Here is a 25,367-nt window from a genome sequence, read left to right as displayed (position 1 = left end):
ACAGAGAGGCAGAGCATGACAACCATCGGCCTGGACGCGCCGGACGTCGCGCGTACCGACGCCAACGCGCTGGTTCCCACCATCTGGCCCCGCGGCGCCGCGCGTCGCGAGGACGGCGTGGTCACCGTGGGCGGGGTCGCGTTGACCGAGATCGCCGAGACCTACGGCACGCCCGCGTACGTCTTCGACGAGGCGGAGTTCCGGGCCCGCTGCGCGGATTTCCGGACCGCCTTCGCCGACTTCGACATCTACTACGCCGGCAAGTCCTTCCTGTGCCGGGCGGTCGCGCGGATCGTCGCCGAGACCGGCCTCAGCCTGGACGTGTGCACCGAGGGGGAACTTCGGCTGGCGCTCTCCGCCGGATTCCCCGCCCAGCGCATCGTGCTGCACGGCAACAACAAGTCGGCCACCGAGTTGAGCCTGGCGGTCGAGCACGGCGTCGGTCGGATCGTCCTGGACTCCTTCGACGAGGTCGCGCGGCTCACCGAACTGGCCCGGGAGCAGGGCGTGCGTCCGGCGGTCCTGGTCCGGGCGACGGTCGGGGTACGGCCGGACACCCACGACAACATCGCCACCGCCCACGAGGACCAGAAGTTCGGCTTCTCGGTGGCGGCCGGCGCGGCCCGTCGGGCGGTCGAGGAGATCGCCGCGGCCGACGTCCTCGACCTGCGGGGCCTGCACATCCACCTGGGCTCCCAGATCCTCGGGACCCGGGAGTTCGAGGTCGGCGCGGAGCGGGCGGTGGTCCTGCTCAAGGAGTTGTCGGCGGTGCTCGGCGGCGAGCTGCCGGAGCTGAGCCTGGGCGGCGGGTTCGGCATCGCATACCTGCCGGAACACCAGGCGCTGCCGGCGGAGGCGCTCGCCGCGCGGCTGCGGGGCACCGTCGAGCGGGCCTGCGCGGCAGAGGGCCTGCGCGTACCCCGGTTGGCGATCGAACCGGGTCGGGCGATCAGCGGCCCGTCGGGCTGCACCATCTACCGGGTCGGCACCATCAAGCACCTGCCGGGGCTGCGGACGTACGTGGCGGTGGACGGTGGGATGAGCGACAACATCAGGCCCCCGCTCTACGACGGCGTCTACACGGCGGTGATCGCCGACCGGGACTCCGCCGCCCCCGGAATGCGGGTGCGCGTGGTCGGCCGGCACTGCGACGCGGGCGACGTGATCGTCCGCGACGACGACCTCCCGGAGGACCTGCGGGTGGGTGACCTGGTCGCCGTCCCCGCCACCGGGGCGTACTGCCGGAGCCTGAGCAACAACTTCAACCACGTACCCCGGCCGCCGGTGGTCGCCGTCGCCGACGGCGTCGCGCGACTGATCATCCGGGGTGAGACCTTCGACGACCTCTTCGGACTGGATGTCGGCTGATGCACGCTGAGTTGGACACCTCGACCAGGATCACCTTCCCGGCGGGTGGGACCAGGACCCGCTCGCAGGTGCTCGCGGTGCTGCCGTACGACGACGGGCGAAGCGGTGTCATCTGCCGGGAGACCTCGTTCCACCCGGTCGACCACACCTGGCCCGACCACCCGGCCGACCACGGCACCCTGGTCCTCGGCGACCGGGAACTCCCCGTGGTCGACTGCGTGATCGGCGCGGCGCCCCGCTCCGGTGGGGCGCTGCTCACCGGAGCGGACATCCCGGCCCGGCGGGGCGACGACGGTTGGCTCTGGTTCGTCGTGCACGTGGTCCCCGAGTCGGGGGCCGACCTGGTCGGTCAGCCGGTCGAGTGCGTGGTCGACCCGGCCCGGCGGGTTGGCCTGTCTGCCGGGCACACCGCCTGTGAGCTGGTCAGCCTCGCCATCAACGAGGCGACGAGCGACTTCTGGACGAAGGTGGACCGCCGGGACGTCCGTGGGGTGCCCGACTTCGACGCCGCCGCGCTGAGCCTCTCCCGGATCGGCGTGAACGGTTCGGTGGACCGCTACCGCCTGGGCAAGTCGTTGCGCCGCAAGGGTTTCCGCGCCGACGACCTGCGGGCCGCCCTCCCGGACGTGGCGCGCACGGTCCAGGACCGGCTCCGCGAGTGGGTCCGGGCGGACGCGGCGGTACGAGTCGACGTCGGTGGCGCGCTCGTCGAGGACCGCCGCACCTGGGTGTGCGAGCTGCCGGACGGCGCCGTACGCGTGCCGTGCGGCGGCACCCACGTCGAGTCGACCGGGCAGCTCGGTCAGGTCGGGGTGACCCTCGACCTGACCGAGGACGGCAGCGAGCTGACCATGGTCACCACGGTGTGCGGGTCGCGCCCCGAGGACCTGCGGGTGCACTCGTGACCGGGGAGTGGGGGTCGCCCGACGTCTCGCTGCCGGAACTGTTCGCCCGTCGCCGCGCGGAACGCCCCGACGCCACGGCCGTGCTCTGCGGACCGGAGTCGCTGACGTACGCCGAGGTCGACGCGGCGGCCCGGGGGCTCGCCGCGGAGCTGGGGCGGCGGGGCGTCCGTCCCGGTGACATGGTCGGGCTACAGGTGACCCGGACGGTCGACGTCCCGGTCGCCGTGCTCGGCATCATGCTCGCTGGCGCCGCCTACGTGCCGCTCGACCCGCACTACCCGGCCGAGCGGCTCCGCCTCATGATCGACGAGGCGGAGATCGGCTGCGTCGTGGGCGTACCCGACGACGAGCGGGCGATCTCCGCGACCGGCGTGCCGGTCCGCGGCCACGCGCCGGTGCCGATGGCGGACCTGCCCGTACCCGGCCCGGACGACCACGCGTACGTGATCTACACGTCCGGGTCGACCGGGCGGCCCAAGGGCTGCGTCATCACGCACCGCAACGTGGTGTCGTTGCTCGCCGCCGCCCTGCCGCTCTTCGACGTGGGTCCGGACGACCGCTGGACCCTGTTCCACTCGATGAACTTCGACTTCTCGGTGTGGGAGCTCTGGGGCCCGCTCACCACCGGCGGCACCGTGGTCATCGTCGACCCCATCGCCTCGGTCGACCCCGACGAGTTCGTCGAGCTGCTGATCCGGGACCGGGTCACGGTGCTCAACCAGGTGCCCTCGGTGTTCCGGGCGCTGGTCCAGGCGCACACCGCCGCCGGCCACCCGGCACTGGCCCTGCGCCGGCTCGTCTTCGGCGGGGAGGCCGTCGACCTCGACACCACGGCCCGCTTCCTGAACGCGCTTCCGGCGGACGGCCGCCCGGTGGCGGTGAACATGTACGGGATCACCGAGACCACCGTGCACGTCACGTACAAGGAACTCGACGCCGCAGCCCTGGACGGCACCGACCGCTCACCGATCGGCGTCCCGCTGCCCCACCTCACCGTCGAGGTGCGGGACGAGGACGGCACGCCCTTGCCGGACGGCGCGACAGGTGAGATGTGGGTGTCCGGCGCGGGCGTCGGGGTCGGCTACCTGCGACGCCCGGAGCTGACCGCGGAGCGTTTCGTCGAGCGCGACGGCGTCCGCTGGTACCGCTCCGGTGACCTGGCCCGTCGACTGCCGGACGGGCAGTTGCAGTACCTGGGCCGCGCCGACCGTCAGGTCAAGGTGCGCGGCTTCCGGATCGAGCTGGGCGAGATCGAAGCGGTGCTGCGCAGGGTCGGCGGCGTCCGGGACGCGGTCGTCGAGGTGGTCAACGGGCGCGCCGGCGGCCAGTTCCTGGTCGCCTACGTGGTGCCCGGAGACGGGTTCGACGAGCGCCTGGCACGGACCCGCTGCGAGGAGATGCTCCCGGCGCACATGATGCCCGCCAGGTTCGAGTCCATCGACGCGGTGCCGCTGACCGCCTCCGGCAAGGTCGACCGGGCCGCGCTGTCGTCCGTCAGCCGCAGGCCTGCCGCCGGAACCCGGCGCGCCGGCGCGGTGGCGCGGGTCGGACCGGCCACGCCGTCCTGACGGTCGGGTCGCCCGCGCGACCCCGCACCCGGTCACCGCCGACCCGGCCGCACGAGAGAGAAGGTTTGCCGAGTGCAACAACACAAGCACCTCCTGCGGAGATACCTCCGGCCGCAGGGGCCCAAGCTCGCCGTGCTCATGGCGCTGCTGTTCGCCAACATCGCGCTCGAACTCGTCGCGCCGATGTGGATGAGCAAGTTCATCGACGGCGTGCAGAACGCGGCCAGCATCGAGGCGCTGACCAGCATCGCCCTGGTCTTCATGCTGTTCACGTTGGCCCGACCGATCGTGATGGGCTTCGCCGGCTACCTCGCCGAGGACGTCGGCTGGCGGTCCACCAACGCGATCCGCACCGACCTGACCCGGCACTGCCTCTCGCTGGACCTCTCCTTCCACCGCTCCCGCACCCCTGGCGAGCTGATGGAGCGGGTGGACGGGGACGTGGCCGAGCTGCACGAGTTCCTGTCGTTCTTCGTGTTCGCGGTGATCGGCCGGCTGCTGCTCGCGATCGGCATCATCGTGCTGGCGTTCGTGGCCGACTACCGCATCGGCCTGCTGCTGCTGGCGTTCGCGCTCTCCGTGGTGGTCATCCTGCGGCGGACCCAGCGCATCGCGATGCCCCGTTCCCGGGCGCTGCGCGAGACCCGCGCCGACCTGTCCAGCTTCGTGGAGGAGCGGCTGGCCGCGCGCGAGAGCATCGTCGCCAACGGCGGCCGGCGACACATGTTCCACCAGCTGTACGAGAAGATCGCCGAACTGGTGGAGCGCACCAGGGCCAGCATGGTGGCTTCCCGGTACGCCTCCAGCCTGCTGGAGGTGATGGTCGCGCTGGCCGGTACCGGCGTGCTCGCGCTGGGGGCGTACCTGCTGCCCGGCAAGTCGATCACCCTCGGCCAGATCTACCTCGGCTACTACTACACGCAGCTGCTCAGCCTCAGCCTGACTGTCGTCACCATGCACATGGACGGCCTCCAGCGCGCCGGCGCGAGCATCGCCCGGATCAGCGAGCTCACCGGCACCGAGACGCGCGTACCGTCCGGCCCCGGTCGGGACGTCCCGCGCGGCGCCGCGGAGGTCGAGTTCACAGGCGTCGACTTCGGCTACGGGGAACGGCAGCAGGCGCTGAGCGACGTGTCCTTCCGGCTCGCCCCGGCGCAGACCCTGGGCCTGCTGGGCCGGACCGGCAGCGGCAAGACCACGATCACCCGCCTGCTCTGCCGCGACCACGACGTCAACGCCGGCACGGTACGCCTCGGCGGCGTCGACGTACGGGAGTTCACCCTGGAGCAGCTGCGGTCCCGGATCTCGATGGTCACCCAGGACGTCCAGCTCTTCCACGCCTCCCTGCGGGACAACCTCACCCTCTTCGACGCCACGGTCCCCGACGAGCGGATCCTCGCCGCGCTGGCCGAGCTGCACCTGACCGACTGGTACGCGGGCCTGCCGGACGGACTGGACACGGTGCTCACCGACGGCGGCGGCAGCCTCTCGGCGGGCGAGGCCCAGCTCGTCGCGCTCACCCGCGCGTTCCTCGACGACCCGGACGTGGTGGTGCTGGACGAGGCGTCCTCCCGGCTGGACCCGTCGACCGAGCAGATGGTCGAGGAGGCCACCACCCGCCTGCTCGACGGACGTACCGGCATCGTGGTGGCCCACCGGCTCAAGACCGTGCGGCGGCTCGACCGCATCCTCATCCTCGAGGACGGGCGCGTGCGGGAGAGCGGCGACCGGAGCGCGCTGGCGGCGGATCCCGACTCGCGGTTCGCCGCGCTGCTCTCAGGAGGCAAGGCATGAGCACCATCCGGGCGACGTTCGCGCTGATCCGGTTCGCGCCGGGCTGGTACGCGCTCAACGCCTTCCTGCAGATCCTGCGCAGCGGCTTCCCGCTGATCCCGGCGCTCGTGGTCCGGGAGGTCTTCGACCGGCTCAGCGGCTCGCCGGGTCTCACCACGGGCCTCTGGTTGCTCTTCGCGCTGCTCATCGGCGCGGTCCTCGCGCGGGTCACGGCCCTGTTCGCGAGCGTCGCCGTCGACGGCCGTACCAGCAGCATGACCAACGGCCTGCTGGTGCGTAACGCGCTCGACCGCATCTTCCGCCGGCCCGGCGCGCAGACCCTGCCGAACACCACGGGCGGCACCGTCAACCGGATCACGGCGGACTCGCAGGCCGTGGCGGACATGCTGATCGCGAACATGGTCGTGATCGGCTCGGCGGTGCAGGCGATCGTGGCGCTCGCCATCATGGCCAGCATCGACCTGACCATGACGGTCATCGTGGCGCTGCCGATGTTCGCGGCGGGTGCGCTCATCACCTTCACCAGCACCCAGATCAAGCGCTACCACGCGCAGAGCCGGACGGCGGCCGGAGAGGTGAGCAGCCTGCTCCGCGAGCTGTTCCGGGCGGTTCAGGCGATCCAGCTGGCCAACGCCGTGGACCGGGTGACCGACCGGGTCCGCGATGTCAGCGAGACGCGTCGGGCCCGGAGCCTGCGCAGCCGGATGTTCTCCCAGGTGTTCCTCGGTTCCGTGTGGAGCAGCACCTCCGGTCTCGGCGCCGGTCTGGTCCTGCTGCTGGCGGCGAGCCGGATCGACCGGGGCACCCTGACCGTCGGTGACGTGGTCCTGTTCGTCTCCTACCTGGGCTGGATCACCGAGTTCACCGCGCTGTTCAGCCAGAGCCTCGCCGCGTACAAGCAGGCGAGCGTCTCGCTCGAGCGTCTCGACGAGGTCGTCCAGGGCGACGCGGGGATGCCGGCGGTGGTGGCGTCCGCGCAGATCCTGCCCGGTCCGGGCACGCCCCGCCCCCGGCAGCCGGAGAGCGAACTGGACCGGCTGGAGTCCCTGCGCGTCGACGGTCTGGCGTACCGCCATCCCAGCTCCGGGCGCGGTGTCTCCGGCGTGGACCTGGAGGTGCGCCGGGGCGAGCTGGTGGTGGTGACGGGCAGTGTGGGCTCCGGCAAGACGACCCTGCTGCGGGCCCTGCTGGGCCTCCTCCCCACGGACGAGGGGACCATCAGGTGGAACGGCCGGACGGTGGACGACCCGGCCACCGGGTTCGTACCGCCCCGGTGCGCGTACACGCCGCAGGTTCCGCACCTGGTGACCGGCACGGTGGAGGAGAACATCCGCGCCGGCTCGGACGCCTCCGACGAGGAACTGCGGCAGGCGATCCACCGGGCGGTCCTCGACCGGGACCTGGACGTCATGCCGGACGGACTCCAGACGCGCGTCGGCCCCCGGGGCACCACCCTCTCGGGTGGACAGGTCCAGCGGGTGGCGGCCGCGCAGATGATGATCCGCCAGCCGGACCTGCTGGTCTTCGACGACATCTCCAGCGCGCTCGACGTGAACACCGAGCGGGAGCTCTGGCGGCGGATCAAGGCGGACCCGGAGGCGACCTGCCTGGCGGTGTCGCACCGGGAGACCGCACTGGCGATGGCCGACCGGGTGATCGTGCTCCGCGACGGCGTCGTTGTCGCCCAGGGCAGCTACGACGAACTGCGGGAGACGGTCGCCGAACTGCGGCACAACACGGCTGACGACAGCGTGGACGGCCGGACGGAGACCGACGGGCACCTCGACGGCGAGGTCGTGTCGCGATGACCGCCCGCTCCGACCGGCGCTCGCTCCTGCTGCGGCAGCTCCGGACCACCCTGCCGACCGCTCCGGCCCCGGCCGGCGGCGAACGGGCCGAAGCCCCGCTGACCGGCGCCCAGTCGGGGCTGTGGGTGATCGACCAGCTCGACCCGGGGTCGTCGCAGTACACCGTCCCGATCGCCTACCGGCTGCACGGCCACCTCGACCTCGACGCGCTGGACCGCGCGCTCGCCGCCGTGGTGGCCCGCCAGGAGGCGCTGCGCGCGGTCTTCGACGCCGACGACGACGAGCCGGTGCAGCGGTTCCAGGGGCCCACCGCCCCGCTGCGGGTGGTGGACCTGTCGACGCGACCCGGGCCGGACCGGGATCGCGAGCTGCGGGAGGTCCTCCGGTCCGGGTCGGAGCAGAGCTTCGACCTGGCCTCCGGCCCGCTGCTGCGGGTGACTGCGGTACGCCTCACGGCCGACGAGCACGTGCTGCTCGTGGTGACCCACCACATCGTCTTCGACGGTTGGTCGGTCGGGGTGTTCCTGCGTGAGCTGGGCGCCTGCTACCAGGCCGAGTTGACCGGCCAGCCGGTCGACCTGCCCGCCCTCGGCGGGACCTTCGGTGACTACGCCCGCTGGCACCAGGAGTGGCTGGCGGGCGAGGAGTGCCGCCGTACCCGGGACCACTGGCTGACCCGGCTGGCCGACCTGCCGGCGCCTGTGGACCTGGCGACGAAGCCCCGGCAGCCCTACGCGGCCACCCCCGGCACGCCGGTGCCCGTGGGCGTGGACGCCACGACGGCCACGGCGCTGGACGAGACGTGCCGACGGGCCCAGGTCACCCCGTTCATGGTGCTGCTCGCCGCGTTCGCGGTGGTGCTGTCCCGGCGCACCGGCGCGACGGACCTGCTGATCGGCTCGCCGATGGCGAACCGCCCGCTGCCGTACACCCGGCACCTGATCGGCTACTTCGTCAACCTGGTGGTGCTGCGCGTCGACCTCGGCGGCGACCCCACCCTCGGTGAGCTGCTCGGCCGGGTCCGCGACGTGGCGGTCGAGGCGTACGAGCACCAGCACTACCCCTTCCCGGAGCTGGTCGACCACCTGGAGCCGCACCGCGACACCACCGTCCCGCCCATGGTCCCGGTGACGTTCGTGCTCCAGGACGCCGAACGGGAGGGGACGGCCGACTGGCCGGGGCTGCGGATCGAGGTGGAGGAGCTGCCCGTCGACGGGACGGTCAGCGACCTGACCGTCTCCCTCGCCCCGGGGCCGGACGGCCTGCGGGGCGAGATCACGTACCGCGCCGACATCTGCGACCGCGCCGACATCGAGGACCTCGCCTCGGCCTTCACCCGGGCCGTCCGGAAGTTCGCCGGAGACCTCGATCGCCGGATCGACAGCCTGGATGTCTGAGCGCACCACCACCGAGCAATGGCGACACGGGAGCAGCACATGACTGACGATCAGCGCACGGCGACCATCGCGGGGCGGTTCGCGACCCAGGCCGCCCGCACGCCCGGGGCCGTCGCCGTGGTCGGCGAGGACGGCGAACTGACGTACGCCGACCTGGACCGTCGCGCCAACCGGCTGGCCCGGCACCTGCTCGGCCTCGGTCTTCGGGCCGAGGAGCCGGTGGCGCTGCTCCAGGAGCGCTCCGTCGACCTGGTGGTGTCGCTGTTGGCCGTCGCGAAGGCGGGCGGCACGTACCTGCCGGTGCACGGCGCGTTCCCGCCGCACCGGATGGCGGCCGTGGTGGCCGACGCCGGCGCCCGCCTCCTGCTGCTCGACGAGGCGAACGACCCGGCGCCGTTCGACTCGGCCGCCGCGATCGTCCGCCTCGCGGACCTGGACCTGGACGGCGAGGCGACGGACGATCCCGGTACGCCGGTGTCGCCGGACCAGCTCGCCTACGTGATGTACACGTCGGGGTCGACCGGGCGGCCCAAGGGCGTCGCCATCACCCAGCGGGCGGTGGTGCAACTCGCCACGGACAGCTGCTGGCGGGCCAACAGCAGCACCGGTGCGGTGCTGTTCCACTCGCCGCACGCGTTCGACCTGTCCACGTACGAGATCTGGGTGCCGTTGCTCAACGGCGGCCGGGTGGTGGTGGCGCCGCCGGGTGTCCTCACCGCCGAGGTGCTGAGCACGCTCACCTCGCGCTTCGGCCTGACCGCCGTCAGCCTGACCGCCGGCCTGTTCGACGCACTGGCCGAGACCACGCCGGAGGTCTTCGCCCAACTGCGGGAGGTCTCCGCCGGGGGCGACGTGGTGAGCCCGAGCGCGGCCGGACGGGTCCTCGACACCTGCCCGGGGACCGTGGTGCGGCACATGTACGGACCCACCGAGGTCACCCTCATCGCCAGCCAGACGGAGCTGGACCCGGGTCGACCCGCCTCCGCGCCGCTGCCGCTGGGCCGGCCGCGGGACGGGATGTCGGTGCACGTGCTCGACGGGTCCATGGCCGAGGTGGCGCCGGGCGAGGTCGGCGAGCTGTACGTGGCCGGGGCCGGGCTCGCCCGGGGCTATCTCGGCCTGCCCGGGATGACCGCGGAACGCTTCGTGCCCTGCCCGTTCGGGCCTTCCGGGTCGCGGATGTACCGCACGGGCGATCTGGTCCGGCGCGCGACGAACGGCGAGCTGCTCTTCGTCGGCCGGGCCGACGGACAGATCAAGGTACGCGGCAACCGGGTGGAACTCGGCGAGATCGAGGCCGTGCTGGCCAGCCGCCCCGGGGTGTCGCAGGTGGTCGTCGTCGCCCGCCCCGACCACGCCGGAAGCTACCGGCTGATCGCGTACGTCGTGCCGGCGCCCCGCGGTGACCTCTCCGTGCGGGCGTTGAAGGAGCACGTCGGCGGGGTGCTGCCGGACTACATGGTGCCGCAGGAGTTCGTCCGCATGAAGCACCTGCCGCTCACCGCCAACGGCAAGATCGACAGGCAGGCCCTGCCGGAACCACCGCGCCGACGCGCCGGCGGGGCACCGCGCAACGCGCAGGAGGCCGCGCTCTGCGACCTCTTCGCCGAGCTGCTGCATCAGCCGCACGTGGGTGTCGACGACGACTTCTTCGCCCTGGGTGGGAACTCGTTGTTGGCGGTGCGGTTGGTGGCGCGGGTGCGGGGTTTGTTGGGTGTGGAGTTGGCGGTTCGGGATCTGTTCGAGTTCCCGACGGTGGCGGGTGTGGTGCGGCGGTTGGGTGTGGTGGGTGCGGCGCGTTCGGGTGTGGTGGTGGTGCCGCGTCCGGAGCGGGTGCCGTTGTCGTTCGCGCAGGCGCGGTTGTGGTTCATCGGTCAGTTGGAGGGTGTGTCGGGGGCGTACAACATTCCGTTCGCGGTGCGGTTGCGCGGTGGGTTGGATGTGGGTGCGTTGCGGTCGGCGTTGGCTGACGTGGTGGGTCGGCATGAGTCGTTGCGGACGGTGTTTCCGCAGGTGGGTGGCGCTCCGGTTCAGGTGGTGTTGGCGCAGTGGGTGCCGGAGTTGGTGGTGCGTCGGGTGTCGGCGCGGGAGTTGGCCGGGCAGGTGCGTGAGGCGGCGGGGGCTGGTTTCGATCTGACGGTGGATCCGCCGTTGCGGGCGTGGTTGTTCGAGGTGGGTCCGGCGGAGTCGGTGCTGGTGGTGGTGGTGCATCACATCGCTGGTGATGGTTGGTCGATGGGTCCGTTGTTGGGGGATCTGTCGCGGGCGTATGCGGCGCGGCGTGCGGGGGTGGCGCCGGGGTGGGCGCCGTTGCCGGTGCAGTACGTGGATTACGCGTTGTGGCAGCGGGAGTTGTTGGGCGTCGAGGACGATCCGGGCAGCGTGTCGGGGCGGCAGTTGGCGTTCTGGCGGGAGGCGTTGGCGGGGTTGCCGTTGGAGTTGCCGTTGCCGGTGGACCGGCCGCGTCCGGTGGCGCCGACGGGTCGTGGCGGGTTGGTGGAGTTCACTCTCGCCGACGGGGTGCACACGGCGTTGGCGGATGTCGCCCGGGTGAACAAGGTCAGCTTGTTCATGGTGGTGCAGGCGGGGTTGGCGGCGGTGTTGACCCGGTTGGGTGCGGGCACGGACGTGCCGATCGGCACGGTGGTGGCGGGTCGCGACGACGAGGCGTTGGAGGATCTGGTCGGGTTCTTCGTGAACACGCTGGTGTTGCGCACCTCGACGGCGGGTGATCCGACGTTCGTGGAGTTGGCGGCGCGGGTGCGCGAGACGGACCTGGCCGCGTTCGGGCATCAGGAGATGCCGTTCGAGCGGCTGGTGGAGATGGTCAACCCGCCACGGTCGTTGGCGCGGCATCCGTTGTTCCAGGTGATGCTGGCCTGGCAGGGCGTCGACGAGGTGGAGTTGCGCCTGGACGGCGTGGACGCGGTGGTCGAGGACTTCGACTGGTACGCGGCGAAGTTCGACCTGGCGATGTCGTTCCAGGAATCCCGCGACGCGTTCGGCCGACCGGCGGGCATCAGCGGGTCGGTGGAGTTCAGCCTGGACCTGTTCGACCAGGCCACCGCCGAACACATCGCCGTGGTGTTCACCCAGTTCATGACCGCCGTCGCCGCCGACCCCGACCTGCGCCTGTCCCAGGTCCCACTGACCGAGGCGGACCTGAACGCGCTGACCGAACGCACCGCCCGACACGTCCCGACCCTGCCCACCCCCCGACCCCCGAACACCAGCCGCCACGACACCCACGACCCCCGCGAAGACATCCTCTGCGGCCTGTTCGCCGAACTCCTCGACCTACCCCACGTCACCCCCCACGACGACTTCTTCGCCCTCGGCGGTCACTCGTTGTTGGCCGTGCGGTTGGTGGCGCGGGTGCGGGGTTTGTTGGGTGTGGAGTTGGCGGTTCGGGATCTGTTCGAGTTCCCGACGGTGGCGGGTGTGGTGCGGCGGTTGGGTGTGGTGGGTGCGGCGCGTTCGGGTGTGGTGGTGGTGCCGCGTCCGGAGCGGGTGCCGTTGTCGTTCGCGCAGGCGCGGTTGTGGTTCATCGGTCAGTTGGAGGGTGTGTCGGGGGCGTACAACATTCCGTTCGCGGTGCGGTTGCGCGGTGGGTTGGATGTGGGTGCGTTGCGGTCGGCGTTGGCTGACGTGGTGGGTCGGCATGAGTCGTTGCGGACGGTGTTTCCGCAGGTGGGTGGCGCTCCGGTTCAGGTGGTGTTGGCGCAGTGGGTGCCGGAGTTGGTGGTGCGTCGGGTGTCGGCGCGGGAGTTGGCCGGGCAGGTGCGTGAGGCGGCGGGGGCTGGTTTCGATCTGACGGTGGATCCGCCGTTGCGGGCGTGGTTGTTCGAGGTGGGTCCGGCGGAGTCGGTGCTGGTGGTGGTGGTGCATCACATCGCTGGTGATGGTTGGTCGATGGGTCCGTTGTTGGGGGATCTGTCGCGGGCGTATGCGGCGCGGCGTGCGGGGGTGGCGCCGGGGTGGGCGCCGTTGCCGGTGCAGTACGTGGATTACGCGTTGTGGCAGCGGGAGTTGTTGGGCGTCGAGGACGATCCGGGCAGCGTGTCGGGGCGGCAGTTGGCGTTCTGGCGGGAGGCGTTGGCGGGGTTGCCGTTGGAGTTGCCGTTGCCGGTGGACCGGCCGCGTCCGGTGGCGCCGACGGGTCGTGGCGGGTTGGTGGAGTTCACTCTCGCCGACGGGGTGCACACGGCGTTGGCGGATGTCGCCCGGGTGAACAAGGTCAGCTTGTTCATGGTGGTGCAGGCGGGGTTGGCGGCGGTGTTGACCCGGTTGGGTGCGGGCACGGACGTGCCGATCGGCACGGTGGTGGCGGGTCGCGACGACGAGGCGTTGGAGGATCTGGTCGGGTTCTTCGTGAACACGCTGGTGTTGCGCACCTCGACGGCGGGTGATCCGACGTTCGTGGAGTTGGCGGCGCGGGTGCGCGAGACGGACCTGGCCGCGTTCGGGCATCAGGAGATGCCGTTCGAGCGGCTGGTGGAGATGGTCAACCCGCCACGGTCGTTGGCGCGGCATCCGTTGTTCCAGGTGATGCTGGCCTGGCAGGGCGTCGACGAGGTGGAGTTGCGCCTGGACGGCGTGGACGCGGTGGTCGAGGACTTCGACTGGTACGCGGCGAAGTTCGACCTGGCGATGTCGTTCCAGGAATCCCGCGACGCGTTCGGCCGACCGGCGGGCATCAGCGGGTCGGTGGAGTTCAGCCTGGACCTGTTCGACCAGGCCACCGCCGAACACATCGCCGTGGTGTTCACCCAGTTCATGACCGCCGTCGCCGCCGACCCCGACCTGCGCCTGTCCCAGGTCCCACTGACCGAGGCGGACCTGAACGCGCTGACCGAACGCACCGCCCGACACGTCCCGACCCTGCCCACCCCCCGACCCCCGAACACCAGCCGCCACGACACCCACGACCCCCGCGAAGACATCCTCTGCGGCCTGTTCGCCGAACTCCTCGACCTACCCCACGTCACCCCCCACGACGACTTCTTCGCCCTCGGCGGCAACTCGATGTTGGCCGTGCAGTTGGTCGCGCGGATCCGTGAACTGGGCGTGCCGGCCCGGGTGCGGGCCGTCTTCGAGGCTCCGCGCGTCGAGGACCTCGCCCCGCTGCTGCTGGCTCCGGCGACCAGCGGGGGCGTGCTGCTCGCGCCGGTGATCCCGCTGCGCGCCACCGGGGAGGCGACCCCGCTCGTCCTGCTGCCCCCGGTCAGCGGGCTGAGCTGGGGGTACGCGTCGCTGCTGCCGTACATCCCGGAGGACCACCCGGTCTACGGCGTGCAGGCCACGGGGTGGTCGGGTGGCGACGGCCCGGGTCTCGTCCCGGCGCTGGTCGACCTGATCGAGCAGACCTGCCCGGCCCCGGAATACCACCTGGCGGGCTGGTCGGTCGGGGGCGTGGTCGCCCACGCGGTCGCCGCGGAGCTGGCGGAGCGGGGCCGGGTGGCGAGCCTGACCCTGATCGACGCCTATCCGTTCGCCGAGCAGCACCGGGTGCTGGGGGTCGCCGCGTCCGATCCGGCCACGGACGTCCTGGCCGGCTTCGCCGCCAGCCACCCTGCCGGCGACGGGTCGGTGCCCGTCGACGGGGAGACGCTGCGCGCGTCGCTCGCCGACCTGTGGGGGCTGACCCCGGACGAGGCGGACCAGGTGGTGACGTCGGCGGTGCGGTACCGGGCGGCCGCAGACGAGCTGGGGAAGACTTACTTCCCCGGTGACGTCACCCTCGTCACCGCCGGCCGGGACGAGGCGGCAGCGGTGTTCGGCCCCGAACTCTGGCATCCGTATGTGGGCGGGCGCGTACACCGGGTCACCGCCGACGGGGACCACTTCGGAATGCTCGCTCCACCCGCGGTGACCACGGTTGGCACCGCCCTGGAAGCGGCCGTGACGGCCGGCGACCAGAGGGCCGACGACACGCGGCCCGCTGACGAATCAACGACGAAGGAGGCGCTGGCATGACCAGTTCGATGAGGGACCTGCGGTTGGCGTACACGGAGTTCCACGTCCACGACGCGGTCGGCGCGGCGGCCGAGTTCGCGGCCCGGCACGGCCTCGCGGCCGGGGAGCCGGCGACTGCCGAGGGCGTCACCTCGGTCGTCCTCGGGCCTCCCGCCGGAACTGTGGTCTTCACCTCCTCGCAGGTGGCGGGTGACCCGGTCACCGACTACGTGGCACGCCACGGTGACGGGGTCGCGGACATCGCGCTTGCCACCCCCGACGTACGGGCCACCTTCGCCGCCGCCGTGGAGCGGGGCGCCGTGCCGATCGCCGCGCCGGCACCGTCGCCCCGGCACGGCGGAGCGCTCGCCGCGACGATCGGCGGCTTCGGGGACATGGTGCACACCCTGCTGGAACTGACCGGGCCGGAGGCACCGGTGCCGGGTCACCGGCCCGTGGCGTCGGAGGGCAGCGCGGGTCTGCTGGACACCGACCACTTCGCCGTCTGCGTTCCCGAGGGTGAGCTGGGCCGCTGGGTGGACCACTACCGCACGGTGCTCGACTTCGAGTCGATCTTCGACGAGCGGGTGCTCGTCGGCGAGCAGGCGATGAACTCGGAGGTGGTGCAGAACGCCGCCGGCGACGTCACCTTCACCATCCTGGAACCGGACAGCACGGCCGCGGCCGGGCAGATCGACGACTTCATCGCCCGGCACGGCGGCGCGGGTGTCCAGCACGTGGCGTTCCGTACCGACGACATCGTCGCCTCGGTACGCCGGCTGCGGGACAACGGCGTGGAGTTCCTTCCGATCCCGGGGGCCTACTACGAGGCGCTGCCGAGCCGGCTGACCCCGATCGGGCACTCCATCGCCGAGCTGCGTGAGCTGGGTGTGCTGGCCGACACCGACCACGCCGGCCAGCTCTTCCAGATCTTCGCCCGGTCGACCCATCCGCGGCACACCTTCTTCGTCGAGGTCATCGAGCGGATGGGTGCGCGCCTGTTCGGCAGCGGCAACATCAAGGCGCTCTACTCGGCCGTCGCCGAAGAGCAGGCCGCCGTCGGCTGACGGGTGCCCGGGCAGCGTTCCGGCGCCCGGTCCGTGGTCGGCGACAAGCACATCCATCCCATCCGCACATCGGGGAGAGCACATGTTCGGCGAGAACGAGAACGACAACGAGCAGACCTTCGGCGTCGTGGTCAACGACGAGGAGCAGTACTCCATCTGGCCGCAGGGCAGGGACCTGCCGGCCGGCTGGCGGCAGGAGGGGTTCACGGGGAGCCGGGAAGCGTGTCTGGAGCACGTGGGCGAGGTGTGGACGGACATGCGTCCGCTGTCCCTGCGCCGGGACATGGACCGCACCGGGATCTCCGGCTGACCACCCACCCCACCCCGGAGGAGGATCATGAGCGCGCTCTTCACCCTGGCCGACTACGAGGCGGAAGCCCGTCGGCGGTTGTCGCCGCCGGTGTGGGACTTCATCGAGGGCGGCCAGGGTGACGAGCGGAGCCTGCGGGCCAACCGCGAGGCGTTCGACCGGGCCACCCTGACACCGCGGGTGCTGACCGGTACGGCGGAGCCCGACCCGACGACGGTCCTGCTCGGTCACCGGTGGCCGGCGCCGATAGCGGTCGCGCCGACCGCTTTCCAGACCATGGCCCACCCGGAGGGAGAACTGGCCACCGCCCGGGCGGCGGCGGCACGGGGAGTGCCGTACGTGGTCAGCACCATGGCGTCGGTGCCGTTCGCCGACATCGCCGCGGTGGGCGGCCCACTGTGGTTGCAGCTCTACGCGTTCGCCGACCGGGGCGTCACCCGGCACGTCGTCGCGGCGGCCGAGGCGGCCGGCATGACCGCCCTGGTGTTGACCGTGGACACCCCGCGGATGGCCCGGCGCCTGCGTGACCTGCGGCGGAGCTTTCAACTGCCACCGGGCGTACGGGCGGTGAACCTTCCGGACGACGAGGTGACCTCGCCGCTGGCGCACAGTCAGCGGGCGTTCGCGCCGGCGCTCTCCTGGAGCGACGTCGAGTGGCTGCGGTCGGTGACCCGGCTGCCCGTGCTGCTGAAGGGTGTCGCGGCGGCCGAGGACGCGGAGCTGGCCGTGCGGCACGGCGCGGCGGGTGTGATCGTCTCCAACCACGGTGGACGGCAGTTCAGCGCCGCCCCGGCCACCCTCGACCTGCTCGGCCCGGTCGCGGACCGGGTCGACGGCGCCGTGCCGGTCCTGCTGGACGGGGGTGTGCGCAGCGGCACCGACGTCCTGGTCGCCCTCGACCGTGGCGCGGACGCGGTGCTGGTCGGCCGGCCCGTGCTGCACGGTCTGGCGGTCGACGGTGAGAAGGGGGTGGGCCACGTGCTCGACCTGCTCACCGAGGAGCTGGGCGAGGCCATGCTGATGGCCGGTGTGCCGCGCCTGCGCCGGTCCGTCGACCGGGTGCACCGGCCCGTCGGCACCGTGCACGTCGCCGATCTGCACGGCAGCCTGCGGGACCCGGTGCTGGACACGATGACATTCCTCAACGAGGTCACGTCGCGTTATCCGGCCGCGGTCTCGTTCGGCCCGGGCCGACCGTACGAGGCCGATTTCGACCTGGACAACGTGCAGCGTCACCTGACGCGGTACCTGGACGACAGGCGCGCCCGGGGAGCCGGCGAGACCGAACTGCGCCGGGAGATCTTCCAGTACGGCGACACGGCCGGGCAGATCCGCGATCACGTGGCCCGGATGCTGCGCGTGGACGAGGACGTCGACGTGTCGCCGGAGAGCATCGTGGTCACCGTCGGCGCCCAGGAGGCGATGCTGCTGGTCCTGCGGGCACTGCACGCGGACGCCCGGGACGTCCTGCTGGTGCCGAGCCCCTGCTACGTCGGCATCTCCGGCGCGGCCCGGATCCTGGACATCCCGATCGTCCCGGTGCCCGAGGGGCCGGACGGGTTGACCGGTGCCGCGGTCGCGGCGGCGGTTCGGGAGCAACGGGCGGCCGGCCGTCGACCCCGGGCCTGCTACGTGGTGCCCGACCACTCGAACCCGTCGGGGCGGACGATCCCGACGGCCCACCGGCAGGAACTCCTCGACGTGGCCGCCGAGCACGGGATCCTGCTGCTGGAGGACTCGCCGTACCGTCTGCTCGGCGGCGCGGACCCGCTGCCGTCGCTGAAGTCGATGGACCGGCGACGTACCGTGATCCAGCTCGGCTCGTACGCGAAGTCGGTCTTCCCGGGCGCCCGGATCGGCTACGTCGTCGCCGACCAGGAGGTGCTTGACGACAGCGGTCGCCGCTGGCCGCTTGCCGCCGAGCTGGTCAAGATCAAGAGCATGGTCACGGTGAACACCTCACCGCTGAGCCAGGCCGTCGTGGCGGGCGCGCTCCTGGCGGCGGGCCGGCTGTCCGAGGCGAACCGGCCGGCGGCGGCCCACTACGGGCGGATGCGGCAGGTCATGCTGGACCGGCTCGCCCACCACTTCCCGCCCGCCGAGCGGGACGTGCACGGGGTGAGCTGGACCGACCCGGGTGGCGGCTTCTTCCTCGTGGTCCGCCTGCCCTTCCTGGCGGGCGAGGAGGCGCTGACCAGGTCGGCGCGGGACCACGGGGTGATCTGGGTGCCTCTGTCCTACTTCCAACCCGAGGGCGGGGACTCGCACCACATCCGGCTCTCCTTCAGCTGCCTCTCCGAGGAGGGGATCGTCGAGGGCGTCGACCGGTTGGCCCGGTTCGTCGCGGCCGAGACGGGCTGTGCGAAGCTGCCTGGAGAGCGGCCCACCGGCGGTCCGACCTGAGCGGGACGGCCGATCCGGGCGACCGCGCCGTCGCCTCCGGTCGAGCCGTCCGGTGACCCGCACCTGTAGAGCCCGAAGGGACGACATCACATGCGGCAGGACCGCTGTTGGACCATCACGCCGTGGCGTTTCTCCGACGAGCCGCGAGCGATCGAGGGGATCCACCGGCTGCTGCCCGACGAGGAGCCGTACCGGACCTGGTCGCACTTCTCGTTCGTCGCCGACAGCGGCCACGTGCACAGCGTGGACCTGCTGGTCGCGACGCCCACCGGGCTGTGCCTGGTCGAGGTGGAGACGCTGCGCGGCAGCGTCCGCAACATCGGCGGGACATGGCTGCTGACCGCCAGCGGCCGGACCCGCGCCGTCGACAGCCCCCGGCGGACCGCCGACATCAAGGCGGCGCACCTGTCGGCCGTTCTCGGTCGGGCGGCGGCGTCCCTGGGGCTGCCGGCACCCACCGTGCACGGCGCGGTCTACCTGCCGGAGCCGAGCCTCGACGTCCGCCTCACCCCGGATCAGGCCGACCGGGTATACGGTCCGGACCCGGGCGGACCCGCCGGACTCCCCCGGTTGCAGGCCGACCTGCTCAGCCGGCCCGCGCCGCCGGAGTGGGTGGACGCCGCGGTGGCCGTCTCCCGGGCGATGCCGGAGCTGCTGCGCCTGGCCGGCTGCGGGCCGGTCGAGGAGTGGAGCCGGATCGGCACCTGGCAGGTCACCGAGGAGCCCATCGAGGTGGCCCCCGCCTGGCAGGACTACACGGCCTGGAGCACGGTGCTCGACAAGGTCTCCCGCCAGGTACGGGTGTACGTGTCCGGTCCCGCCGGCGGCGCGCGGCAACTGGCGCTGCTGGAGGAGGCGACGCTTCGTGAACACCTTCTGCTGCGTGGCCTCCGGCATCCCGGCATCATCGAGGTGGTGACGCTGGGCCACCACCGGTCCGGTCCCGCACTGCTGACGAACCAGGAACGGGCGCTCCGGCTCGACCATTTCCTCGCACTGCACGGTGCGGCCCTCGACGAACGCGGCAGGTCCGGCATCATCAGCCAGTTGGGGGCGGCGCTCGCCGAGGCCCACGCGCGGGACGTGCAGCACACCGCCCTGTCGCCGTGGTCCGTCATCGTCAACCCCCGACCGCCCCGGGGTGGCACGGTCGAACAGGGCTGGCTGGACCCGCGGATCAGGATCACCGGGTGGCACGCCGCCGGCCTCGCCTCCGCCCTGGCGAGCCGGGAACCCGGCCACCGCACGTGGCCGGCGGATCGGGCCGGGGGCGTGGCGGCCGACCTGCTCGGCCTGGCGGGGCTGGCCCGCGCGGTGCAGACCGGCCGGGTCACCGACGGGGCGCCACCCCGGCCCGTGGACGTCCTTCCCGACGGGGGCCCGTTCCAGCCGTCCGTGACCATGTCGGATCTCACCGACCGGCTCGTCGCCGCGGTCCACCGGGGCGACGAGATCGAACCGGCGGCCGTGGTGACGTCGCCGCGCGGCCTGCCTCGGCAGCGGGGTGACGAGCTGCGCGCCGCGCCGTGACCTGGCCCGAGGGCCCGCCGTCCACCACTGCCCGGACGGCCGGCTCCGGCCGGGCGACCGTCCACCGCTGACGAGGAGCAACGTGCCGAACCGTCTTCTCTACCTCGCCCGACACGGCGAAGCCGTCGACGAGGGCGAGCTGACCGCCCGGGGACGGGAACAGGCGCGGGCGTTGGGACGGCGGCTCGCCGCCGTGCCACTGACCGCGGTCCACCATGGACCGCTGCCCCGTGCCACCCACACCGCGCAGTTGGTGGGCCGGGAGCTCGCGGGTGTCCCCCTGCACCGCTCCCCGATCGTGGGGGACTACGTACCGCCGTTGCCCGACCCCGGTGCGCTCCCGGAGCCGTACGCCCGGTTCCTCGACGACGTTTCCCCTACGGAGCACGCCGAGGGCGCCCGGCTGGCCGCTGCTGCCATCGAGCGGTTCGCCACTCCCGCAACGGTGGAGACCCACGAACTGATCGTCACCCACAACTTCCTGATCGCCTGGTTCGTCAGGCACGCCCTCGACGCGCCGGACGCCCGCTGGTTGGGTCTCAACGCGGCGAACTGCGCGCTCACCGTCATCCTGTACCGCCCCGACCGGCCGCCCGCCCTGGTCGCGTACAACGACGTCAGCCACCTGGCGTCGGACCAGCGGTGGACCGGGCTGCCGCCGTACGCCGGGGCGCTGCCGTGACCGAGCCGGCACTGCCGGCGACAGCCCGACCTCAGGCGCAGCCGGCCCGGCGGCGTACCGTCATCCGCGATGCCCTGGCGGTCGGGCTGGCAACCGGCACCTACGGCTTCTCCTTCGGGGCGCTCTCCGACGCCGCCGGGCTCTCCACCGCCCAGACGGCCGCGCTCTCCGCGCTGATGTTCACCGGCGCGTCGCAGTTCGCCTTCGTGGGGGCGGTGGCCGCCGGCGGCGCGCCGCTCGCGGGCGTCCTTCCCGCGGTGCTGCTGGGCATGCGCAACTCGTTCTACGGCTTCGGCCTGGACCGGCTCCTGCGACTACGGGGACTGCGCAGGCTGGTCGGCGCGCATCTCGTGATCGACGAGTCCACCGCGATGGCCGTCGGGCAGCGGCGCGTGGAGTTCGCATCGTTGGCGTTCTGGGCGACCGGCGCTTCGGTCTTCGTGCTGTGGAACCTGGCCACGCTGCTCGGTGCCCTCAGCGGCGACATGATCACCGACCCGGCGGCCATCGGGTTGGACGCCGTCGCCCCGGCGGCCTTCGTCGCCCTCGTCGCACCACGGATCCGCACCCGACCGGCGTGGCTGGTCGCCACGGCCACCGCCGTGGTGGCCCTCTGCCTCGTCCCGTTCCAGCCTGCCGGGGTGGTGGTGCTGGCGGCCGCGGCGGTGGTGATGGCCGTCGTGACGCTCATGCCGAGGCTCGCCGGGGTGGTTACGGCTGGCCACGGGACGTCGGACGGGGTGGACGGATGAGCATGTGGGTGGCGATCCTGCTGGCGGCGGCCGGGTGCTACGCGCTCAAGCTGCTCGGCTTCCTGATGCCGGCCCCGCTGCTGGAGCATCCCCGGGTCACCGCCGCGGCGGCCCTCCTGCCGGTTGGGGTGCTGGTGAGCCTGATCGTCGTGCAGACCGTCGGCGGCCAGGAGCGGATCGTGCTGGACGCCCGGCTCGTCGGGGTGGCGGTCGCGCTGGTCGCCGTGCTGCTCCGGGCACCCTTCCTCGCCGTGATCGTCTGCGCGGCGGCGGCCACCGCGCTCACCCGGCTGATCTTCTAGCCTCGTCCTCCGACCGCCGGTGACGCGGAGGCCGGCGGCGGCACGCAGGGGTCCACACCCCGGGCGGCTGGACGGAACCAGCGCAGCGTCGCTCCGCACGGTGGCCGTGCGGTGCCGTTGACGGTGGGCCACGGGGAGCGCTACGGCCGGGGGACGGGACGGGCCCGGTGCGGAGGGTGGTCCTCCGCGCCGGGCCGCGTCGTCGGGTGGGTCAGCTGGTCACGCAGGTGGCCTGCACGCCCGGTCCGGTGCCGGTGCCCTGGAAGCCGAAGGTGGTCGACTGCCGGCCGGCGATCCGTCCGTTGTAGCTCATGTTGGTGAACCGGACGGTTCCGCTGGTACCGGTGGCCTGGGCGTTCCAGGTGCCGGTGACCGCGGTGCCGCTGGGCAGCGTGATGGTCACGGTCCAGCCGTTGATCTCCGACTTGCCGGCGGTGACCGTCACGTTCGCGGTGAAGCCCTCGGCCCACCGGTTGACCGCCACGTCCGCGTAGCAGCCGTCACCGGCCGGCGGCGAGGAGTTCGGCGGGGTGGTCGGCGGGGTGGTGGTCGGCGGAGTGGTCGTCGGCGGAGTCGTCGTCGGCGGGGTCGTCGTCGGCGGGGTCGTCGTCGGCGGGGTCGTCGTCGGCGGGTTGGGCATGCCGTTGGCGAGGCTGTAGGCCAGGTCCGGCTGGAACGAGCCGGCCGTGTAGCGGCAGCCGTCCGCCTCCCCCGGCGGCTTCACCCAGAGGTACGCGTCGATGTTGCTGTCGCCGGTGTTCGTCGTCGGGTACTGCCCGATGCGCCGGTCGGTGTTGTCGTCGCCGCACCAGTCTCCGCTGGCGCCGCCGTTGCGGCTGGTGTCGATGACCTGGCGTTTGCCCGAGAGGCCCATGCCGTTGAGGGCGGAGATGACCGCCCGGCCGAAGTTCGCCTCACTGGACGTCGAGTTGAAGTTCGACACGTTGCTGAAGAAGCCGTCGGCGTACTGCACGCCCGCTGCCCGGAGCCGGTTGGCCGTCTCACCAGCGCTGTTCCAGGTGGAGTGACCGGCGTCGAGGTACACCTTGGCGTTGGGGTTGGCCGACTTGATGGTCCGGGTGGCGGTCGTGATCGCCTGGTTTCGGGCGTTGAGCTCGCCGCTGCTCAGGCACGTCTGCAGGGCGAGCGAGTCGGTCTCCAGGATGATCAGGACCGTCTGGTTGCCCAGCCCTCTGGCGAAGTTGGACACCCACGTCTGGTACTGGTTGAGGTCCGGCGCCCCGCCGGCGCTGGCCCCGCCGCAGTCCCGGTTGGTGATCTCGTACACCGCCAGCACCGGGATCTGCTGCGCCGCGTTGGCGGCGCCGACGAAGCCGGAGACCTCGGACTGCACCGTCGACGGGTTGAAGTTGGCGAACCAGCGGGCCTGCGGCTGACTCGCGATCTTGTCGCGGATGACGGCGGCACGCGAGTCGCCGGGGTTGGCGGCGACCCAGCGGACGACCGCCGAACTCGGGTCGCGGTAGAGCGGGCCGGACACCGTGCCCGCGGACGCGCCGCCGACGGTGAGGCAGATGCCGGCGGCGGTGACGCCCGCGATGGCCGCCACGCTGAGGGCCGCGGATCTGCGGAACCGGAGGGAGAGGATAGCCACGACGTGTTTCCTCCTGACTACATGGATGTATCCAAATTCATGGGAGCGTTCCCATGGACGGTAGCGGAGGCGCGCGCCGCTGCCAAGACGTCAAGGCTCGTCGATGCGATTGCCGGTTCGCTCTCACCGTGCCCGGCCACTCGGGAACGGGCGGACCAGTGCCGCCACGGGCGCAGCGCCCGCAGGGGACTCCGGGAACGCCAGGTGCCGATCCAGGCCCCTCAGCCGACGTGCTCGGCGACGACCGATCGGGTCTCGTAGGCTCGGACGGTGGAAGGCAATCGAGGACGAATCATGGCACAGATGCTGGACGCGGCGGAGAACTCCTCGCCGGTCGAGGCGGTCGAGTCGGTCACGCGGGCACTGGGCGCGGCGCTGGGGGCGCGTACCGTCGCGTTTCTGATCGCTGACCTCAGCGGTCGGGCGTTGGTCCGGTTGGCACACATCCCGTTCGACGACGCCGGCGTGGGACGCCGGGGCGGCGAGGTCGCCACGGTGATGCCGTTCGACGGTGGCCCCACCGAGCAGGCGCTGCGCACCCAGCGGGTGCAGGTGGTCGCGACACCGGACCGGTGGACGGTGTTCGCGCCGGTGACCGACCGTGGTGAGGCGATCGGCATCCTCGAGATGGTCCTGCCGGACGAACCCACCCCGCGCATGGTGGAGGAGATCACCCGCACGGCGCACGTGCTGGCGTTCGTGGTGATCGCCAACCGCCGGCACACCGACCTCTTCGAGTGGGGGCAACGCACGACCCCGTTCACCCTCTCCGGGGAGATCCAGCGCCGCCTGCTGCCCGCCTCGTTCACCTGCGAGGCCAGCTCGTTCACCCTGTCCGGCTGGTTGGAGCCCGCGGCGAGCATCGGCGGGGACACCTTCGACTACAGCCTGTCCCGCGACGTGCTGCACTTCAGCGTCACCGACGCGATGGGCCACGGAGTGACAAGCGCGCTGACCGCCACCCTGGGTGTGGGCAGCCTGCGCAACAGCCGCCGGCGCGGGTTCGACCTGGTGCGGCAGGCCGACTCGGCGAACACCGACGTGGCCGAACACGCCACCGCGCCCGGCAGTTTCGTCACCGCGGCCCTCGGTCGTCTCGACCTGCGCACCGGGGTGTGCGCGCTGCTCAACGCCGGGCACGTGCCACCGCTGCTGGTACGCGACGGGGACACCCGGACGCTGGAGTTGCCGGCCAACTTCCCCCTGGGCATGTTCGCCCACGCCGACTTCCACGCCGACGAGATCGCGCTGCGACCGGGTGACCGCCTGGTGGTGGTCACCGACGGCATGCGCGAACGCAACGCCGCCAGCCTGGACCTACCGGACATGCTGCGGTCGATCACGGAACTGCACCCGCGCGAGGCCGTACGGGCGTTGGCCGACGCCGTCCTCGAGGTCAGCGGGCCGACGTTGGCCGACGACGCCACCCTGTTCATCCTCGACTGGCACGGCGGTCACCGTGAGGACAGGCGTAGCAGCGCGGGCGCCGACCAGGCGCGTGCCAGTGCCGCCCTGCCCTAGCGACCACCAGCTTGCCGCGTCGCCGTGGACGGCATCTCGGCTTCGGCCGCCGGCACGCTGTCGTACACGTCGATCGCCCGGTCCACCGATGTGATCGTCAGGACACTGCGCACGCCGGGCTGCACCGCGGCGAGGCACAGCCGACCGCCGACGTCACCGAACGCCTTGAACATCACGACCAACGCGCCAAGCGCGCTGGAATCCAGGAAGCCCACACCCGAGAGGTCCACCACCACCTGGTGGTCGCCAGCGTCGACCAACCGCTGCAGACCCTCGCGCAGCTGTGGGGACGTCGCCATGTCCAGCTCACCGCGCACTTCGAGAACCGTGCAATCACGGCCCGGCCGGACCGACAACTCCACACCCACAACCACGACCTCCCCACGGACA

At 72.2% G+C, this 25,367-nt stretch carries 17 protein-coding genes; 15 read left to right on the top strand and 2 right to left on the bottom strand.

Annotation, left to right across the window (positions count from 1 at the left end):
- The first annotated feature begins 15 nt into the window (after positions 1–15).
- From lysA to ABZS77_RS03975, 14 genes are all read left to right on the top strand, one after another.
- Positions 16–1,368 carry a diaminopimelate decarboxylase gene (gene lysA / locus ABZS77_RS04040; protein ID WP_354816714.1) on the top strand — a complete coding sequence of 451 codons (1,353 nt, stop codon included), beginning with the start codon at positions 16–18 and terminating at the stop codon, positions 1,366–1,368.
- Positions 1,368–2,273 carry a hypothetical protein gene (locus ABZS77_RS04035; RefSeq protein ID WP_354816711.1) on the top strand — a complete coding sequence of 302 codons (906 nt, stop codon included), beginning with the start codon at positions 1,368–1,370 and terminating at the stop codon, positions 2,271–2,273. The genes lysA and ABZS77_RS04035 overlap by 1 nt, the downstream gene beginning before the upstream one ends.
- The gene (locus ABZS77_RS04030; RefSeq protein WP_354816708.1) at positions 2,270–3,841 is read left to right on the top strand and encodes an amino acid adenylation domain-containing protein; all 1,572 of its coding nucleotides are present in this window, start codon (positions 2,270–2,272) and stop codon (positions 3,839–3,841) included. Before ABZS77_RS04035 ends, ABZS77_RS04030 begins: the two co-directional genes overlap by 4 nt.
- A gap of 72 nt (positions 3,842–3,913) precedes the next feature.
- Entirely contained in the window at positions 3,914–5,635 is a 1,722-nt protein-coding gene (locus tag ABZS77_RS04025) for an ABC transporter ATP-binding protein (RefSeq protein ID WP_354816705.1), read from the top strand.
- Positions 5,632–7,443: an ABC transporter ATP-binding protein gene (locus tag ABZS77_RS04020; RefSeq protein ID WP_354816702.1), complete on the top strand. Its 1,812-nt coding sequence runs from the start codon at positions 5,632–5,634 to the stop codon at positions 7,441–7,443. Before ABZS77_RS04025 ends, ABZS77_RS04020 begins: the two co-directional genes overlap by 4 nt.
- Positions 7,440–8,840, top strand: a complete 1,401-nt coding sequence (locus ABZS77_RS04015) for a condensation domain-containing protein (RefSeq protein ID WP_354816699.1) — start codon at positions 7,440–7,442, stop codon at positions 8,838–8,840. The genes ABZS77_RS04020 and ABZS77_RS04015 overlap by 4 nt, the downstream gene beginning before the upstream one ends.
- A gap of 39 nt (positions 8,841–8,879) precedes the next feature.
- The gene (locus tag ABZS77_RS04010; protein ID WP_354816696.1) at positions 8,880–14,816 is read left to right on the top strand and encodes an amino acid adenylation domain-containing protein; all 5,937 of its coding nucleotides are present in this window, start codon (positions 8,880–8,882) and stop codon (positions 14,814–14,816) included.
- Positions 14,813–15,862 carry a 4-hydroxyphenylpyruvate dioxygenase gene (hppD, locus tag ABZS77_RS04005; RefSeq protein WP_354816693.1) on the top strand — a complete coding sequence of 350 codons (1,050 nt, stop codon included), beginning with the start codon at positions 14,813–14,815 and terminating at the stop codon, positions 15,860–15,862. Before ABZS77_RS04010 ends, hppD begins: the two co-directional genes overlap by 4 nt.
- Before the next feature lie 82 nt (positions 15,863–15,944).
- Positions 15,945–16,172, top strand: a complete 228-nt coding sequence (locus ABZS77_RS04000) for an MbtH family NRPS accessory protein (protein ID WP_354816690.1) — start codon at positions 15,945–15,947, stop codon at positions 16,170–16,172.
- A gap of 27 nt (positions 16,173–16,199) precedes the next feature.
- Complete coding sequence (locus tag ABZS77_RS03995) at positions 16,200–18,575, top strand: aminotransferase class I/II-fold pyridoxal phosphate-dependent enzyme (protein ID WP_354816687.1); 2,376 nt, start codon at positions 16,200–16,202, stop codon at positions 18,573–18,575.
- 90 nt (positions 18,576–18,665) lie between these two features.
- Positions 18,666–20,105 carry a nuclease-related domain-containing protein gene (locus tag ABZS77_RS03990; RefSeq protein WP_354816684.1) on the top strand — a complete coding sequence of 480 codons (1,440 nt, stop codon included), beginning with the start codon at positions 18,666–18,668 and terminating at the stop codon, positions 20,103–20,105.
- An 82-nt stretch (positions 20,106–20,187) separates the two neighbouring features.
- Positions 20,188–20,787 (top strand): histidine phosphatase family protein, encoded by a 600-nt coding sequence (locus ABZS77_RS03985; RefSeq protein ID WP_354816681.1) that lies wholly within the window; start codon positions 20,188–20,190, stop codon positions 20,785–20,787.
- A complete protein-coding gene (locus ABZS77_RS03980; protein WP_354816678.1) occupies positions 20,784–21,539 on the top strand; it encodes an AzlC family ABC transporter permease in 756 nt (251 codons plus the stop codon). The genes ABZS77_RS03985 and ABZS77_RS03980 overlap by 4 nt, the downstream gene beginning before the upstream one ends.
- Positions 21,536–21,841: an AzlD domain-containing protein gene (locus ABZS77_RS03975; RefSeq protein WP_354816675.1), complete on the top strand. Its 306-nt coding sequence runs from the start codon at positions 21,536–21,538 to the stop codon at positions 21,839–21,841. Before ABZS77_RS03980 ends, ABZS77_RS03975 begins: the two co-directional genes overlap by 4 nt.
- Before the next feature lie 211 nt (positions 21,842–22,052).
- On the opposite strand, the gene ABZS77_RS03970 is transcribed toward ABZS77_RS03975, so the two are convergent.
- Entirely contained in the window at positions 22,053–23,456 is a 1,404-nt protein-coding gene (locus ABZS77_RS03970; protein WP_354816672.1) for a glycoside hydrolase family 6 protein, read from the bottom strand.
- A 294-nt stretch (positions 23,457–23,750) separates the two neighbouring features.
- Between ABZS77_RS03970 and ABZS77_RS03965 the strand changes: the two genes are divergently transcribed.
- Positions 23,751–24,977: a PP2C family protein-serine/threonine phosphatase gene (locus ABZS77_RS03965; protein WP_354816669.1), complete on the top strand. Its 1,227-nt coding sequence runs from the start codon at positions 23,751–23,753 to the stop codon at positions 24,975–24,977.
- Here the strand turns inward: ABZS77_RS03965 and ABZS77_RS03960 are convergent.
- On the bottom strand, positions 24,974–25,339 hold the full coding sequence (locus tag ABZS77_RS03960) for an STAS domain-containing protein (RefSeq protein WP_354816666.1): 366 nt from the start codon (positions 25,337–25,339) through the stop codon (positions 24,974–24,976). The genes ABZS77_RS03965 and ABZS77_RS03960 overlap by 4 nt on opposite strands.
- Positions 25,340–25,367 lie beyond the last annotated feature (28 nt).

It is taken from the genome of Micromonospora sp. NPDC005298 (genome assembly GCF_040607375.1).
Taxonomy (GTDB): Bacteria; Actinomycetota; Actinomycetes; order Mycobacteriales; family Micromonosporaceae; genus Micromonospora.
This window is presented reverse-complemented; position numbering and strand designations above follow the sequence as displayed.

Coding starts and splice junctions, on each gene's coding strand:
- hppD (WP_354816693.1), top strand. CDS start 14,813: ATGACCAGTTCGATGAGGGACCTGCGGTTGGCGTACACGGAGTTCCAC.
- ABZS77_RS04015 (WP_354816699.1), top strand. CDS start 7,440: ATGACCGCCCGCTCCGACCGGCGCTCGCTCCTGCTGCGGCAGCTCCGG.
- ABZS77_RS04020 (WP_354816702.1), top strand. CDS start 5,632: ATGAGCACCATCCGGGCGACGTTCGCGCTGATCCGGTTCGCGCCGGGC.
- ABZS77_RS04000 (WP_354816690.1), top strand. CDS start 15,945: ATGTTCGGCGAGAACGAGAACGACAACGAGCAGACCTTCGGCGTCGTG.
- ABZS77_RS03975 (WP_354816675.1), top strand. CDS start 21,536: ATGAGCATGTGGGTGGCGATCCTGCTGGCGGCGGCCGGGTGCTACGCG.
- ABZS77_RS03965 (WP_354816669.1), top strand. CDS start 23,751: ATGGCACAGATGCTGGACGCGGCGGAGAACTCCTCGCCGGTCGAGGCG.
- ABZS77_RS03995 (WP_354816687.1), top strand. CDS start 16,200: ATGAGCGCGCTCTTCACCCTGGCCGACTACGAGGCGGAAGCCCGTCGG.
- lysA (WP_354816714.1), top strand. CDS start 16: ATGACAACCATCGGCCTGGACGCGCCGGACGTCGCGCGTACCGACGCC.
- ABZS77_RS04010 (WP_354816696.1), top strand. CDS start 8,880: ATGACTGACGATCAGCGCACGGCGACCATCGCGGGGCGGTTCGCGACC.
- ABZS77_RS04035 (WP_354816711.1), top strand. CDS start 1,368: ATGCACGCTGAGTTGGACACCTCGACCAGGATCACCTTCCCGGCGGGT.
- ABZS77_RS03990 (WP_354816684.1), top strand. CDS start 18,666: ATGCGGCAGGACCGCTGTTGGACCATCACGCCGTGGCGTTTCTCCGAC.